The following is a 14,988-nucleotide window of genomic DNA, read 5'->3' as shown; positions in this document are numbered from 1 at the left end:
TGTTGCACCTGCTGTTGTTGCTAACCTGGCAACCCATATTCTCCTGATTTTTAGTGATCAATGCCATAACGTGCCGGTCGGGAACCCGAAGGTTGAGGTATGCGCATGTATCAGAAATTTTTAAAATACCATACCCCTGAAATGAAACTATGATCTATAAATAACAAAACCGGCAAGGTAGCCTTGCCGGTAGTTTGGATGATGAACCAGCCGTAACGCCAATCACTACTGATCCACATCCCGTCGTTTTACTAACAAAATTTACTCGTCAACAAAACATTTTAAATATATGGAAATATATACCCATGCAAAAAGTATATACTTTAAGTTTTTTTTAGTCCTTTCTTTCGTGGTCACGGGGAGCATAGCATCTGCCCAACAAACAGAGCCGCCCGCAACTATAAACTCGCACCTGGTAGGTAAAATTATCGATTCGGTAACCAAGCAGCCCGTAGCCGGCGCGGTTATTAAAATTAAAGGCACAACGCACGCCGTGGCTGCAGGCCAGGATGGAAGCTTTTCCTTCATAACCGGCCAAAAATTCCCTTACACACTTGTGGTAAGTTTTATAGGTTACAAAACAAAAGAAGTAATAGCCAACGGAAGCCCTATAACCGTGACCCTCGCCGACGGTGTTAACCAATTAAATGATGTAGTTGTAGTTGGTTATGGCACGCAAAAGAAAAGCGATATCACAGGCTCTATAGCATCGGTACCTAAAAATATATTGAGCCAGCCTGCTGCCGGTTTTGATAATTTATTACAAGGCGCTGTGTCGGGCGTGGCGGTAACTCAAAACTCTGGTCAGCCGGGTAGTACGGCTACCATCAGGGTGCGGGGCGGTAACTCTATTTCATTCGGTAACGCGCCGTTATATGTAATAGATGGCTTTATTGTTTATAACAATAATGATAACGCCAACATAGGTTCATCGGGAACAAGCGTTAATGCGCTATCTACCATCAACCCAAATGATATTGAGTCGATAGAAGTTTTGAAAGACGCTTCTGCTACAGCTATTTACGGTTCACATGGTGCAAATGGCGTGGTTATTATAACTACAAAACGCGGCAAAAAAGGCACCAATAACGTGAGCTTAAGCTCGTATTACGGTACCCAACGGGTTGCAAAAAAACTCGATTTGCTTAATGGCAGCCAATGGGCATCATTGGTTAATGATATTAACGTAAGCGATAACGTTGTCAAAACCTTTACCGATGCGCAAATCGCAGCTTTCGGCAATGGTTCCGACTGGCAAAGTTCGGCCTTACGCAGCGCGCCTGTGTTGAATGAAGAACTATCATTATCTGGTGGCGATGAAAAATCAAGGTACCTGGTATCTGGCAATTACTTTGATCAAAAAGGTACTATTTTAAATACCGGGTTTAAAAGGTACTCCGCAAGGGTTAACTATGAAAAAAATGTATCGGAGAAGTTTAAAATATCAACCAACATTTTCGGCAGTCAATCTATCGAAAATAAACTCGCCGGCAGTTCATACAACAGCATAAACTTTAGCAATGCCTACGCCAGTCTTATACTCACATCGCCGGTGGCACCCATAAAAAATGCTGATGGAAGTTATAATACTACTAATCCCTATAACGCCTCGGCCACTAACCCTTTACAGGATATCACCGCCACTACAAATACCACTACGCTTACCCGAATTTTAGGCAATATAGCCGGCGAATATAAAATACTGGACGATCTTACTTTAAAAGTAACCGCCGGTACCGATATATTGAATACCTCTGTGCAATACTACGCGCCGTCGTTTACCGGTTCGCCGGCTGGTGGTTCAACCGGCTACGCTGCGAGCGGATATGCTTCTATAGGTTCGGGCCACTCATTAAGCTGGTTAAATGAAAACACGCTTACTTATGATCATGCTTTCAATAACACGCATTACTTGACGGTGTTGGCAGGTTATACAACCCAATATACCCGCGATGATGCTTCAATAGCATCGGCTCAAAAATTTCCGAATGATCTTACCACGTTCAATAATTTATCATACGCGGGCATAGCCAATTTACCAACTTCATCGGCCCATAACTCAACACTAAATTCATACCTGGCCCGAATCAACTACTCGTATCTGCATAAATACAACTTAACTTTATCTGGCAGGGCCGATGGTTCATCAAAATTAGGTAAGAATAATAAATGGGGGTACTTCCCATCGGCAGGTTTCTCATGGAATGTCGGTCGCGAGGATTTCTTTAAACCATTAAGCCAAACCGTAACCAATTTAAAGCTTAGGCTAAGTGCCGGCCAAACCGGTAACTCAGAAGTACCGCCATACAGCTCATTAGCCGCACTTGCGCCAACCAACTACTATTTTGGCAGTAAACTGGTAACGGGTATATCACCTGTACAATTGGCCAACCCTAATTTAAAATGGGAAACAACCACGCAATACGATGGTGGTGTTGATTTTGGATTATTTAATGATAGGGTGAACGTTGTTTTTGATGCTTATTATAAAAAAACGACTAACCTGTTGTTATATGTACCACTGCCATTATATACCGGCTATGCCAGCGCGCTTGAAAACGTAGGCAGTGTAGAAAATAAAGGCCTTGAACTTGCCATTAATACCGATAACATAAAAGGTGATGGCTTTACCTGGAAAACAAACCTTGTTTTTGCCTTAAATCATAACAAGGTATTGAGCCTTGGCCAGGGGATAAACTATTTTTATCCAACAGCAGCAACAGGTCAGCTATCGCCGGTTATTGTACAAGTTGGTTTACCTGTGGGAACTTTTTGGGGATATAACACCAATGGGTTGTTAACCGCTGCAGATATTGCAAATGGTACCCCGCTGTTAGCCGGTGTGCCGCAAAAGGTAGGGGATACCAAATATGTAGATACTAACCATGATGGTGTAATTACTACTGCCGATAAGCATAGTTTAGGCAGCTCGCAACCTAAGTTTACAGGCGGTATCACTAACACCTTTACTTATAAGCATTTTGATCTTTCGGTGTTTTTCCAGGGATCATATGGGGCCAAGGTATTTAACCTGTTGCAGCAAACTTTAGAGCGACCAACATTATCGCTTAACGCATCTGCCGAATTACTTAACCGATGGACACCTGATAACACAACCGGAATCGTTGCCCGTGCTACCAACTCGCCGGTGCCACAAGTTACCGATAGGTATATCGAAAACGCCTCATTCCTTAAATTGAAGAACGCGTCTTTAGGATACACGTTCTCAAGTCCGTTGCTTTCTAAAATACACGCTAAAAACCTAAGGGTTTATGTATCAGGCCAAAACCTGCTTACCGTTACCAAATACAAAGGTTTAGATCCCGAAGTAAGTTTTTACGATAATGACAATACCAAACAAGGTATTGATTACGGCACCTATCCGCCGGTGCGTACCTTCCTGGCAGGTTTAGCGGTTACTTTTTAATTATAAAATCATGAAAAAACTATCAATATATACACTCCTTTTATCAGCAACGGCAATCAGTATTCTGTTTGGTGCCTGCAATAAATTGAATGAAAACCCAAGCTCGGTAATTGTAGCTACTCAATTCTTTAAAACATCGTCAGATGCGGTATCGGCTGTAAACGCCATATACGGCACATTAAACAGCGATCCTGCAGGCGATTTCCCATTGTATGGCAGGCAGCTTAACTTATTGGTTGAAAACGCAAGTGATAACCAGGTATATAGCCCCAGCAACACCAATCCCGATGTACGCGCTTTAGGTACAGCCACTTACATTGCATCAAACAGCCGTGTGCAAAAAGTTTGGCAGCAAATTTACTACGGTATTAACCGCGCCAATATTGCTATTGATAATATTCCGACTATACAGATAGATACTACCTTACGATCGAGACTTGTGCGCGAATCAAAATTTATAAGGGCATTGCTGTATTTTGACCTGGTACGCCTGTGGGGTGATGTACCGCTTGTGCTGCATAATCCTAATAGTCTTGATCTGAATCAGTTATTTGTGAAACGCACGGCGGCAGAGACAGTTTACGCGCAAATCATCAGTGATTTACAGGATGCAACCAATTTGCCAAAATCTTATGCCGGTACCGATTTAGGTAGGGCAACCGGTGGAGCGGCGCATACTTTACTGGCCAAGGTTTATTTAACCCGTAAGGAGTATACCAAATCCCTTACCGAATTAAATACCGTTATTAATGGCGGTTATGGCTATGCTTTGTTTGCCAATTATAGGGATGTTTTCCAAAAGGCAACTAAAAATGGTGTGGAGCACATTTTTTCGGTGCAGTTTGAAACCAACCTGGGCGAAGCTAATAGCGCGCAAAACCTTAGCCAAAGCTTTACCTCATTTAATACAGGCACTTTCCCTATTGACATTCCTGCCGATAGCAGCGTATCAAAACTATTTGCTAAAACAGATACCCGTAAGGCCGTTACATTTTACGATTCGGTTTATAACGCCGCTACAGGCAAATATGTAGTGTTTAAAAATGCCTATACGCCATATTTCAACAAGTTTGTTGACTATAGCTTATCGCCCTTAACCATTCAAAATCAAAGTGCGGTAAACTACCCGGTTTTGCGCTATGCTGATGTGTTGTTGATGTATGCCGAAGTTTTAAATGAAATTAACGGCCCTACAAATGATGCTTACGCTGCTATTAATAAAGTACGCAACCGTGCCAACGTAGCAAATCTTACCGCGGGCTTAGGCCAGGCTGCCTTTAGGGATTCATTGTTTTTAGAGCGTCGCAAAGAATTGATACAGGAGGGACATCGCTGGTTTGACCTGGTAAGGCAAGGTGGAACGGCTTTGGTAGATGCGCTGCATAAAATTCCGGCCAAAACCGGCGTAAATGCAAAATATAACTTGTATCCAATTCCGCAGGTCGAAATTCAGACTAACCCGCAGTTAACTCAAAACCCAGGCTATTAAATCAAAGAATAAATTAAAGTTAAAAGTATGACACTATCAGATGTAACAATTTTAGGGAAAAAGATACTGGTTGGCATCATCGTCACGCTGGTACCATTCATCATCATTTTTGGCGGCTTATACCTTACGCAGCATTTGCTGAGTAAACAGCCTGTTGAGCAACAAACAAACATTAAACCAACTAAAACAGAATAAATCATGAAAATGGAATTAGCCACCAAGCAACGGATCACGCGCAATGTGATTCTTAGCTTATTCATTTATGTGCTGCCCATAGCACTCATGTTCGCAACGTTTGTAATAACCGGACAGCGACCATGGGAGAAAAAACAGCATCATACCACACAACAAACAAAATCAGTAAACAATAAAAACGCAGACGGTAATGGAAGCAACGATTAATTTTATCAAAAATATAATTGACCATTTGGATAGCTATGGCTTTCCGTTTTTGGTGTTCTTTATAGGAGTATTTGAATTTTCATTCGGCCTTTACAAAAACAAATGGCCCAAAAATGAAAAATGGGTTGATATTGCCTGCTTCATTTTGCCAAGATTGATCATCAGGCCGGCGGTAGCTTATTTCGGGCTTAAGTTTTTACCGTCGGTATTACCGGGCTTAAAAGAAGTATTTAACTGGGTGCCGTTTTTCTGGGGATTTATTATCATCGCTATAGCTGATGATTTGACCCAATACTGGTATCACCGCCTGCACCATGAAATTCCGTGGTTGTGGAGGTTTCACCGTACACACCACTCGGCATCATACATGGGTATGGCTATGGCCAGCAGACAAAATGCAATTTATACACTTTTCTTTTCGCAAACGTATTTGACTACAGCTTTGGTTTACATGGGCTTAGGCATCCCTGCGGTAGTAGTAAAAGCCATTAAAGGAACTATTACCACATTGGCTCATTCAAGTATCCCGTGGGATGCGCCATTGTACAAGTACAAAGTATTACATCCTTTGGCCTGGGTATTGGAACGCCTGATCTCGACTCCGGCGACCCACCACGCCCATCATGCTGCTACAACAGACGATGGCGTAGGCTATTACAAAGGTAACTTTGGCAATATGTTCTTTTTATGGGATATTATATTTGGAACAGCCTTAATTTCAAGGCAATATCCAAAAACATACGGTATATCACACTATGAAGGCGATCAATGGTATGCCCAATTGCTGTGGCCTATATTTAAATCAAAAGTAACAGGCAGTGAGCTTGCGGCAGACGGCCCGGTAGTAAGGCTTGATGAACCGGTTGAAAGCCAGTTATCTGTTGTTAAACCCAGTGAAACTGTTACGCAGCGTGGCGTAAAACTTAACGATTTGGTTTTGCAGGGAGATAAGTAATAAAACGGTACTAACAAAAAGGGTGGTTGCGTAAAAGCAGCCACCCTTTTTTGTTTTGATTCGAAATCGCTTATTCAGTTGTCACCCTCAAACTCAACGTATCTGTTTGCATGGCGGTAAAAATCCCTAAGCCGTTGGTTACGTTTGTTGGTTCGTTTACCAGCGCCTGCGAGTTTCTGGAAATGTTGGTGGTAAGGATATTGATATACTCTTTATTAACACGCATCAGTATCACCTGGTAATGCCCGTAATAATTAAAGGAGGATTGTACCAGGTTATGATAAGCGGCCTGTTCGGTATTGATCTGGAAGCTTGGTTTGTTATTGCTGCGGATGTACGAAATATAAAAAGGATCATTATCCAGGTTTTTAAATACCAGCAGGTGGTAAAGCGAATCGGGGTTATCCCAGGTAATAGTCCCTCTCACAACATCGGCATAAAGCGGATTGATTGTGCTTAGTACGTGAAATACGCTATCAGATAATTTAAAGTTTTGTGGTTTGCCCGGCATAATGGTAGCCGCGCTTACGTTTACACCAGCATAGGTGAATTGCATGGTATAAGTTTTACCGCTGCTAACAAACGAGCCATCGACATAGGTATAAGTGCCACTTGCCGATTCGGTAAGTTTAACGGATTTGCTGCCGTCGCTAACGCTGATACTTAAGCCGGTAAGTGCCGCGCCGTAAGTAGTTGTATCGGCAAGCGCTTTTTGCTGATATACCTTTACAGATAAATTATTGCCGGGAATGAGGTAAGCCTCTACAACAGGTTTGTTAGTTAACAGCGTGTCTGATGAATTCTTTTTGCATGAGGAGAGTGCAAATAGTGCGACTACTAAACTCAGTGCTATATTTTGGGTATATGTTTTTATTTCCATCTTAAACTTAAAGTTAGGTTGGGAGTGAAGCCCAGGTAATTTACGTTGGTGGTTATCACCTGGTTATTTTGCATCTGGTATTCGCGGTACCAGGTATTGGTATGGTTATACACGTTAAAGAACGATAAACCAATTGAGCCAACTTTATGACCATCAATCTTCAACAGGTCATAAGACACCGACATATCCAAACGATGGTAAGCAGGTAAACGCTCGCCGTTTTTATCGCTGATGTTCAGGTAAGTGGTGCTGTTACCATCTGCTGTTTTAATGGTGTAGGTTGATAAGGGAGCGGTGTATGGCCTGCCGGTGCTGAACAGGAAGGTTGCTGCAAAATTCCAGCGATTGTAATGGTACATGTTGATGGATTTAAACTCGTGCCTTACATCCTGGTTGGCATCATAATAATTATCACCAAAAACACTGAATTTATTCTGAGCTTTGGCAAAGGTATAACTTACCCAGCCCGTGTAATTTCCTAATTTTTTCTGAACTAATAATTCAACCCCGGCATCCCTGCCAGTGCCTTCATAAAAATCCTCGGTTACGGTTATTTCCTGGTTGGGCGTAGCCCTAAAGCCGCCGCCACCTGTTTGGGTTTGCCTAACGGTGTATTGGGTAAGGCCACTTAGGGTTTTATAATACCCTTCCACACTCACTAAAAATGAATCGTTCTCATAACTTAAGCCGCCTATATAATGCCTGGCCTGCCCAACGGGGATGGTTTTACCGTTTGATAATACCCAGAAATTTCTGTCGCCCGCCAATATATCCTCGCGGATCACTTGGTTTTCAAACTGGTAAAACTGGCCGGTTGCTCCCTTTACCGACAACTTATCGGTAAGGTTATAACTGGCCGAAAGCCTGGGTTCAAAATATGGTTTTCCTGTTGGGCCGTAATAAGTAGCCCTTATACCGGGTTGTATGTGGAAATTACTATTGGGATCTATGGAAAGTTCGGCATAAACACCCTCTAATGTGGCGTTGTTGTGTTGGTTAATGAGTTTACCGGTATCGTTTTGAGTATACTCGTAATCTATTTTTTTATAGTTTACAAAGCCGCCGAAAAGCAATTTGTACTTATCCGTTGCCGACCATTCCCATTCAGATTTATAACCAACATCTTTTAAGTTATTTGTTTCGATAGTGTTATTGGAGAATGTATGTGCAATACCATTGCTATCTAACAATGATCCGCCCGAACTGCCGCGGTTGCGGTCGTTAAAGTAGGATGAATAAGTGATGTAATTGTTGGAGTACAACTTTTTGCTCCACTGCCTAAACCATTTAACACTGCTGCCCAGATTACCATATTTGGTGTAATCGGTAATGCCGATACTGCTTCCAGAGCCTGATAAGCCCGGCGGTAACCCCAAATCACGGCTGTTATCGGTTTTATCGGTACCCGAGTAATAGCTTATGGAAACTTTATTATTGGGGTTGATATTATAGGTGTATTTGGCATTGGCATCGTAAAAAAACGAGCTTGGCGTTACCTGGTTGGCAAAGCCTCCGCCAAAACCACGGCCACCACCACCGCCTCCAAAACCTCCGCCTTGATTGGTTGTAGTTTGGTTAAACTGGTTGAATATTTTATTGTAAAAGGGGCCCTGGTATGATCGTCTGATGGCCAATAGCAATGTTGATTTATCAGATAGTGGTGTTTCAAGATAACCACTGGCACTTAGTAAGCTTAAATCTATACCTGCATTGGTTTCGTTTTTGTTACCTTCCTTACCGTTTATCTCGGTCACACTTGATAGGCGACCACCATATTTTGAGGTAAAGCCACCTTTATACATCTGTACATCTTTAATAGCGCTAGCGTTAAAAGCACTAAAGAAGCCATAAAGGTGATCTACCTGGTAAATGGTGAAGCCATCCAACACCACCAGGTTTTGATCTGGTGTGCCGCCACGTACATAAGCGCCCGAGGACGATTCATTGGTGCCGCTTACCCCAGGCATCAATTGAAAGGCCCGCAGGATATCCTTATCGCCCATGGTTGGCAGTTTATCTAAATTGGCCGGCGAAAGTTGCAGCACACCTACCTGCCTGCTATCGGTGTTCATCACCCCACTTTTTTTACCGGTGATGCTCACTTCGTTAAGCGTATTCAATGACGAGTACATGCCACAAATAAGTGGAGTGTTAATTTTATCGGGGCTGAGCCTGAAATAATCCTGTTGATAGCCGGCATAAGATACATCCACGATACAGGTATCAGACGGTACCCTTAAAAAGGTAAAATAACCTTCGGCATTGGTGATGGTGGATAGATCGGAGTTTCGGATTCTTACAGAAGCCGAGGGCAACGATTCGCCTGTTAGTTGATCAATAACCCGGCCGTTAATGCTGAACATAAAATGTTTGGGTACAAGTTTGGTTTCCTCTACTTCGTCGTCGGTTTTCTTTCGCTTAACTTTGGCGTTTGATGCCTGGAGCCGCAGGCTGTTAAGTTTTTTCAGCCGGGCAAGATCATCTGGATTTTTAAGAATGTAAATGGTTCCGGTAGATTCTATCCAGTACTTTAAATCGTTATCGCTGCATGTTTTCGCGATTACGGCTTTAAGTGGTTCCTCAAAAAAATGTTCAACCACATCCATGCTGCTCAATTGCTCTTTATCAAATACTATGCGTACCTGGTAGTTTGTTGCCAGGGTATCAAGCATTTGATCAAGCGTGCACGAAAAAAAGTGGTTTACAATAATGTCTTTGAGCTTTTGTTGGGTTTTTTGCGCTTGAGCGCCGGGGTGGTACAAAATAAAAAATACCGTAATTAATGGGAAAAGTCTCTTCATCAGGGGCGTGTTATCTGTTGCCGAAGTTGCATCATATCCCTATTCCCATAAAATTAAATCGACGGCCGCGAGTGTTGTGTCGATGAATGCCCTTAATGTGCGGTAGGGGTAGAAGTCAGAAAGTCCGATAAGTCCGAAAGTCAGGAAGAAGAAAGCCGGGAAATTAGGATATAAAAATAGTGGGCTCACCAAAAATCTTTCCGACTTAAAACTTCCCTATCATTCGGTTAATTACATCGCGATAACTGTCGCTAAGCGGCACTTCTGTATTGATCATTTTAATACGCGCCCGGCGCAGCTGCGATACGTGCTGCAGGTTTACCAGGAAAGATTTGTGCACCCTGAAAAACTGATCGGACGGTAACTGAAGCTCTACCGCCTTTAAGCTAATGCGCGATAGAATTGGCTTTTGAAGATTGGTAAAATGAATTTTGATATAATCTTTAAGTCCTTCAATGTACTCTACCTGGTCGAAGCTTATTTTAATAAGGTTATAGTCGGCATGCAAAAAAAAGTAGTTTTTAACCGCGGGTTGTGGTACGTAACTGCGGCGCAGCTCAAACAGATCAAGTGCCTTATGGCAGGCTTTTAAAAAACGATCCAAAGGCACAGGTTTTACCAGGTAATCTATCACATCAAGCTCAAAACCCTCAATAGCAAATTTTTCATATGCGGTAACAAATATTACCATGGGGCGCTGCGTAAGGCTTTTAACAAGCTGCAAACCATTAATGCCAGGCATGTATATGTCGCAAAAAATAAGATCGATAGGTTCTTTTTGCATGGCAAGTATGGCCTCACCGGCATTGCGGCACCGCCCGGCTACTTGTATGTTGTGTACATGTTTAAGGTTATCTTCCAATAAATCAAGCGCCAGTGGCTCGTCATCAATAATCAGGCATCGCATCATTTCAGTTCAAGTTGCAGCATCACTATATAGGTTTGCTCGGTTTTATTGATATATAAGTTGTGTTTGCCGGGATAAAGCAGTTCAAGCCGCCGTTTTACATTGGCTAAGCCGATGCCGCTGTCATTATCTTTTTCGCCGCCGGTTGGGTTGTAAACGTTTTGTACGCTAAAGCGAAGGTTTTGCTCGTCGGCAAAAAGAGTTACCGCAATATCCGGGTAGGCAATATTACCCGTACCATGTTTAAAAGCATTTTCAACAAAGGGGATAAGTAGCATTGGCTCAACAGTTTTATCGGGAGCCTTAATTTCCGATTTAAAGTAAATTTTTACTTCGTTGCCAAAACGCAGTTGCTGTAATTGTATGTAGCTGCGCAGGTAATCTTCTTTTTTTTCTACCGTCACCATTTCGGCATCGGTTACATAAAGCATGTAGCGCAATAGCTTGGACAGTTGAATAAGCGTAGGTTCGACAGCTGCCGAATTGGTACGGGATAAGGCCACCGCGCTGTTTATCACATTAAAAATAAAATGTGGACTAATTTGCGACCGTAAAAAAGCAAGTTCAGAAAGGAGGGAGGCATTGGTGATATCCTTCTTTTTATTCATGGCTTTAAACTGGTCGGCCAGGTAATGGTACGCGAAGCTGCCGGCGGTGATAGATAGTAGCGGAAACAGGGTAATGTGTGGTCCCTGCGGTAAAGTCTGCCCATTAAACCCCTTTAACTCGGGTAAGGGAAATTGCCGGTGCATACACCAAAGTATAATATTGAAAAACACAAATGAACCGGCCAGCGCTAAAAAATATAAACCAATATGCTTTTTTAATACTTTGGGAATCAGTAAAAAGGCGTTGAGATAAAATTCGGCCGCCAGTATGAGGTTAAAAGTGATGATGCGTTCTGGCGAGAAAAAACGCTGCGACAGGCCACGTATATCCGGCCGGGAGATTATAGGGGTATAAATAATGAGTGCCCAAAACAGCAGGTGAATAAAAACTTCAATGATAAATGCCGGTTTGATACGGTTAAACATGCCTGCTAAAGTAAAAGCATTTAACCCACACACATTATAGAATAGACGAGCAGGTTAATTGTGCCGACGAAAGCCGCCGCTTTGCATTTGTTCCAAATTGAATTTTGAGTATAACAGCTTCCTTAATATATACATCTCGTAACAAACAGCTTGCGCTTTGAAATTAAAGCCGACAGCTAAAACAGACATTTTTGTTTGATTTAATTAACTCTGTGTTGTGGTAATGTAATAGATATTAACTCAATATGGCCGTTTGTTAAATTTTCATTATCAATTAGTTAAGTGTTTTGATTTTGTGCTTTAATTCAGAAATCCTCCCAAATTGACCTGGTGCTTTGTCGCAAAAAAAACTCAGCATGATCAATAAATACTACTTGATTTTACTTTTTACCCTTTGTGCCTCAACTACTTTGGCACAAACCGCGATAATAAAAGGGAAAGTAACCGATAGCAAAAGTAAAGAGCCATTGCCTGGCGCTTATGTCCATTTAGATGGGATGCATAAAGGCGCAACTACAGATGCCTTTGGCAATTTTGAAATAAATAAACTTACCGCCGGCGAATACAAAGTTAAAGTGAAGTACGTAGGCTTTAGCGAATTTGAAAAAGAAGCAACAGTATCAGATAATCAGACAATGATTATCGATATAGCGATGAAAGAAAGCGATGAGCAATTAAAAACAGTAAATATTTATTCAAAGCTTAACCAAAGTAATGAATCATCGTCGAGAAAATCAGAAAAAAATGCCAATAATATAACCAACGTGTTATCGGCACGGGCAATGGAACGTTCGCCAGATATTAATGCGGCCACGGCGCTCACAAGGGTTTCGGCAGTAACATTGCAGCGCAATAGCGGTTCCGACGAAGCTTATGCTATTATACGTGGTTTGGAGCCCCGGTATAATAATACACTTATTAACGGCGCCAAAGTAACCAGTCCAGATCCGGTTTCCAGGTTTATTTCCTTAAGTGTAGTTCCGTCTGATCTGTTAGACAGGATAGAAGTTAGCAAAACCCTTACGCCCGAAATGGAAGGCGACGCGATAGGAGGTACCGTAAATTTAATTTTTAAAGATGCGCCAGAAGCCGAGTATTTTAAGGCTAATGCATCCCTTGGTTACAGCGCCATCTTTTTTAACAGGAAGTATGATAACTTTAATCAAAGCGCGGTTTTAAGTAAAAGCCCTTCAGAAAGATTTGGTCCGGCTTATGTAGCGCCGCCGGGTTATTTCACAAGAGCTAATCTTGATTTTACTAAGAAAACAGCGCCCCCTACAGCTTTAGCGAGCTTTACTTATGGCCGCAGGTTTTTTCATAACAAGCTTGGGTTTATTATTGCCGATAGTTACCAAAACCAATATTATGGTACCAATTCGCAGTTTAATGCCGCTATTCCTAATACACAGGCAGGCGGTAATTATAAGCCGGTATTGTCAGATGTAGCTAATCGTGCTTATTCAACCCAACAGCTTAATAATGGCCTTTCTACTCATTTAGATTATAAAATTGACGATAAAAATACCATAGGTTTAAGTAACGTGTTCCTGTATACCTACATTGCTCAAACTCGTCTTAGTATAGATACTTCTATAATTGGAGGTAATGGAGGCCGTATAGGCCCGGGTACAGGTACGGTTTTTAATGATAACCGGTCGAACATTCAGAACCAGTATGTAGAAAATTTAAAGCTGGATGGTAAGCACATCTTATCAAACCATTTCCAGTTTGATTGGGCGGGGTTGTATTCAAATGCTACAGCTAACGCGCCCGATAGAGCTGATTTAACCCTAAATCATTTAATTAACCCGGATTTTACCAGCACGCCTGATTATTTTGATGCGATATCAAGAATCTGGTCAAAAAACGGCAATAAAGACCTAAGCGCATATGCCAATCTTGGTTATAAGACAGCATTGGGCGATAAGAGTTCTCTTGAAATTAAGGCTGGCGGTTTATACAGGCACAGCACCCGATATAATAGACAAAATGAATATACGCTGCGCCCCGCGGCAGAAGCAAACGGCGTAAAAGCACAATTTACAGATATTTATAGCTCGCAATGGGTTGTGTATAATGTAACAGGCTCATCAACAAGCGATGCGGCCAATTACACAGCATCAGAAGATATTACATCAGGCTATGGCGAATTTAAGCTGAATATAAACAATCTTGATATAGTTGGTGGCGTACGTGTTGAGGGAACTAAACAGGAGTATGATACACACCCTGTGGTACTTAATATACTTAGCAGTGCAAAAAAAACGTACACCGATGTATTGCCAAGTTTGCAGCTTAAATACAAATTAACGGAAAATTCAAACCTAAGAGCCGCGTATTTTAAGTCGATTGCACGGCCGGCGCTGTATGAGCTTGTGCCAACGGCTACGTTTGGCCAAAGTTCTGACGTAACAGGAAATCCATATTTGCAACATACAGAGGCCGATAATTACGATTTACGCTATGAGTTGTATCCTAAAAATGAAGAGCAGTTTTTTGTAGGCGGTTTTTACAAGGAGATCAAGAATCCTATAGAGTTTGCTTTAATTTCTACATCGGGCGGGCAGCTGCAAACCACACCTCAAAACTTTGGAACAGCTAAAGTTGCTGGTGCCGAAGTTGTGTATAGCCGGTATTTTGGTAACATAGGTTTTTCTGGCAATTATACTTATACCTACTCCAATATCAGCTCGGCAAAAGATGTTCCCGAAGCCGGAACCGTGAATGGAAAGCCTGTACTTAAAAACCAAAGCAGGCCGCTGCAAGGGCAAACAGGCGATGTGGCTAACTTATCACTGTTATATAAAGATGATAAACACAAAGCTTTTGCACAACTGGCCTACACTTACACAAGCCGCACATTATCCCTTGTTTACCCTAATTATGGATATGATTACTATCAGCAGCCGCAATCCTTCCTGGCATTATCGGCAGAAAAACAGGTAAGCAAACATTTTACCTTAACGGGCAAGGTAAACAACCTGCTTAATACACCAACAACAGTTAAAATCAACAACCTGGTTCAGGCAAGGGATGTTTACAATGTAAGCTTCAACGTTGGTTTCCGCTACTCTTTATAATCTTAATTATATC

At 42.0% G+C, this 14,988-nt stretch carries 10 protein-coding genes; 6 read left to right on the top strand and 4 right to left on the bottom strand.

Translation table 11 applies throughout. The features are described 5' to 3' along the window. Positions 1-289 precede the first annotated feature (289 nt). Genes QWZ17_RS16800 through QWZ17_RS16780 form a run of 5 tightly spaced genes read left to right on the top strand, consistent with a single transcriptional unit; the run spans position 290 to position 6,273 of the window. The gene (locus QWZ17_RS16800; protein WP_290306436.1) at positions 290-3,427 is read left to right on the top strand and encodes a SusC/RagA family TonB-linked outer membrane protein; all 3,138 of its coding nucleotides are present in this window, start codon (positions 290-292) and stop codon (positions 3,425-3,427) included. Positions 3,428-3,437: 10 nt separating this feature from the next. Next, the gene (locus tag QWZ17_RS16795) at positions 3,438-4,916 is read left to right on the top strand and encodes a RagB/SusD family nutrient uptake outer membrane protein (RefSeq protein ID WP_290306435.1); all 1,479 of its coding nucleotides are present in this window, start codon (positions 3,438-3,440) and stop codon (positions 4,914-4,916) included. Between the two features lie 27 nt (positions 4,917-4,943). Next, a complete protein-coding gene (locus QWZ17_RS16790) occupies positions 4,944-5,111 on the top strand; it encodes a hypothetical protein (protein ID WP_290306434.1) in 168 nt (55 codons plus the stop codon). Between the two features lie 3 nt (positions 5,112-5,114). Continuing rightward, positions 5,115-5,318: a hypothetical protein gene (locus QWZ17_RS16785; protein ID WP_290306433.1), complete on the top strand. Its 204-nt coding sequence runs from the start codon at positions 5,115-5,117 to the stop codon at positions 5,316-5,318. Beyond that, positions 5,302-6,273, top strand: a complete 972-nt coding sequence (locus QWZ17_RS16780) for a sterol desaturase family protein (RefSeq protein WP_290306432.1) — start codon at positions 5,302-5,304, stop codon at positions 6,271-6,273. The genes QWZ17_RS16785 and QWZ17_RS16780 overlap by 17 nt, the downstream gene beginning before the upstream one ends. 70 nt (positions 6,274-6,343) lie before the next feature. Here the strand turns inward: QWZ17_RS16780 and QWZ17_RS16775 are convergent, their stop codons facing one another. From QWZ17_RS16775 to QWZ17_RS16760, 4 genes are all read right to left on the bottom strand, one after another. Next, positions 6,344-7,153: a DUF4249 domain-containing protein gene (locus QWZ17_RS16775; protein ID WP_290306431.1), complete on the bottom strand. Its 810-nt coding sequence runs from the start codon at positions 7,151-7,153 to the stop codon at positions 6,344-6,346. Further along, a complete protein-coding gene (locus QWZ17_RS16770) occupies positions 7,144-9,954 on the bottom strand; it encodes a TonB-dependent receptor (protein WP_290306430.1) in 2,811 nt (936 codons plus the stop codon). Before QWZ17_RS16770 ends, QWZ17_RS16775 begins: the two co-directional genes overlap by 10 nt. 205 nt (positions 9,955-10,159) lie before the next feature. After that, positions 10,160-10,864, bottom strand: coding sequence for a LytR/AlgR family response regulator transcription factor (locus QWZ17_RS16765; protein ID WP_290306429.1), 705 nt, complete (start codon positions 10,862-10,864; stop codon positions 10,160-10,162). Continuing rightward, positions 10,861-11,895 (bottom strand): sensor histidine kinase, encoded by a 1,035-nt coding sequence (locus QWZ17_RS16760; RefSeq protein ID WP_290306428.1) that lies wholly within the window; start codon positions 11,893-11,895, stop codon positions 10,861-10,863. The genes QWZ17_RS16765 and QWZ17_RS16760 overlap by 4 nt, the downstream gene beginning before the upstream one ends. Before the next feature lie 356 nt (positions 11,896-12,251). On the opposite strand from QWZ17_RS16760, the gene QWZ17_RS16755 reads away from it, so the two are divergent. Beyond that, complete coding sequence (locus QWZ17_RS16755; RefSeq protein ID WP_290306427.1) at positions 12,252-14,975, top strand: TonB-dependent receptor; 2,724 nt, start codon at positions 12,252-12,254, stop codon at positions 14,973-14,975. Positions 14,976-14,988: the final 13 nt, after the last annotated feature.

This window comes from Mucilaginibacter flavus, from assembly GCF_030409315.1.
GTDB lineage: Bacteria > Bacteroidota > Bacteroidia > Sphingobacteriales > Sphingobacteriaceae > Mucilaginibacter > Mucilaginibacter flavus.
This window is presented reverse-complemented; position numbering and strand designations above follow the sequence as displayed.

Bases quoted from the DNA above. Each gene is read 5' to 3' on its own strand.
- QWZ17_RS16800 (WP_290306436.1), top strand. From the start codon at position 290: ATGGAAATATATACCCATGCAAAAAGTATATACTTTAAGTTTTTTTTA.
- QWZ17_RS16795 (WP_290306435.1), top strand. From the start codon at position 3,438: ATGAAAAAACTATCAATATATACACTCCTTTTATCAGCAACGGCAATC.
- QWZ17_RS16790 (WP_290306434.1), top strand. From the start codon at position 4,944: ATGACACTATCAGATGTAACAATTTTAGGGAAAAAGATACTGGTTGGC.
- QWZ17_RS16785 (WP_290306433.1), top strand. From the start codon at position 5,115: ATGAAAATGGAATTAGCCACCAAGCAACGGATCACGCGCAATGTGATT.
- QWZ17_RS16780 (WP_290306432.1), top strand. From the start codon at position 5,302: ATGGAAGCAACGATTAATTTTATCAAAAATATAATTGACCATTTGGAT.
- QWZ17_RS16775 (WP_290306431.1), bottom strand. From the start codon at position 7,153: ATGGAAATAAAAACATATACCCAAAATATAGCACTGAGTTTAGTAGTC.
- QWZ17_RS16770 (WP_290306430.1), bottom strand. From the start codon at position 9,954: ATGAAGAGACTTTTCCCATTAATTACGGTATTTTTTATTTTGTACCAC.
- QWZ17_RS16765 (WP_290306429.1), bottom strand. From the start codon at position 10,864: ATGATGCGATGCCTGATTATTGATGACGAGCCACTGGCGCTTGATTTA.
- QWZ17_RS16760 (WP_290306428.1), bottom strand. From the start codon at position 11,895: ATGTTTAACCGTATCAAACCGGCATTTATCATTGAAGTTTTTATTCAC.
- QWZ17_RS16755 (WP_290306427.1), top strand. From the start codon at position 12,252: ATGATCAATAAATACTACTTGATTTTACTTTTTACCCTTTGTGCCTCA.